Below are 1,099 nucleotides of genomic sequence, written 5' to 3'. Positions count from 1 at the left end.
CGTTCGGCCAGACCGTAGCGCACCAGCAGCGTCCAGCCGCCAGGTTGTCCGACGGCGACCACGACACGAACGGCACCGGCCGCCACCAGTTGTACCAGGGTGGGATGGGTAATGGTTTCCATGGGGGAGATTCCGAGGCAAGGGATAGTGCGGCGCAGGATGGGAGATGACGCCTCGCAAAACAAGCCATCTTGCAGGATGACAGGCAGCAAAAATGGCGTCCGATTTAACGTAACGCCCCCTTATGCGCACAGACCTGCCAAGGACCCTTCCCCAGCGAGCTGGCCAATTAGCGGCGAGTATCCCTCTCGAGCGCAATGTTAGACACTGTCTTCTGGCCGCATGGGTACATATGTTGCCTTCACGCGGCGCGATTTGGATAAGTAGGTTGTCCAAATCGCCGCGGAAATGACTGACACAATGAATGCGCCAAAGAACTGCGGGTCTGGATCAATCTCCCCAAACACCACTAACGGGATAAAAAGCCCCATGACAATCGACGCCGCGGGGCCAGTGATCCACAAAAGGACTTTCGCTCGCTTGACCACGGACATATCTACCCCTGTGGCGAGTCCAAACCCAGCGTAAAAGCTCAAACAGCACACCACCAGAAAGCTCCACCAAGTAAGAGACTTAAATGTTCCCCATTCGGCGACGGTTACTAGATTTGGGTACTGTGATTCGACGGACATGATGTCGGCGTTTATGCGACCGGCGCCCATGAGTGGCCCCAAAAACATAAGACCCGCAACCAAGAGCAAAAGCCAGCCTCCGACACCTACAGGTCCGCTGCTATTGCTTGGTCGGGGAGTGCGTTTCGCAAAGCGATAGATGCCATAAATGGCACCAATGGGGATGATGATTATGAGCAACTGCCAAATCGATAATGATCCCATGAATTTATCCTTGTTGATTGTTTAACGTTCCGGTTCAGCGGCTGCGCGGCAGTTGAGAGTAGATATCCTACCGCTCTATGGATGCTGCCTCGCATCGTACCGCAGGCGACCCCAGCGGAGGGCCTCGGGGATCGCAAAACAGAGCAGGAGCGGCCCAAAAACCGCCGCGCATAATCGCCATTATGTTCAATTGGCATTTTCAC

General features: G+C 55.1%; 1 protein-coding gene. It reads right to left on the bottom strand.

Annotation, left to right across the window (positions count from 1 at the left end; all coding sequences use genetic code 11):
- Positions 1-320: 320 nt before the first annotated feature.
- On the bottom strand, positions 321-896 hold the full coding sequence (locus OKB81_RS20445) for a DUF2569 domain-containing protein (protein WP_160839584.1): 576 nt from the start codon (positions 894-896) through the stop codon (positions 321-323).
- Positions 897-1,099: the final 203 nt, after the last annotated feature.

The sequence above is a fragment of the Aeromonas sp. QDB56 genome (genome assembly GCF_027705505.1).
Classification (GTDB): domain Bacteria; phylum Pseudomonadota; class Gammaproteobacteria; order Enterobacterales; family Aeromonadaceae; genus Aeromonas; species Aeromonas caviae.
Note: the sequence above shows the minus strand (reverse complement) of the source record. Positions and strands in the feature narration are given on the sequence as shown.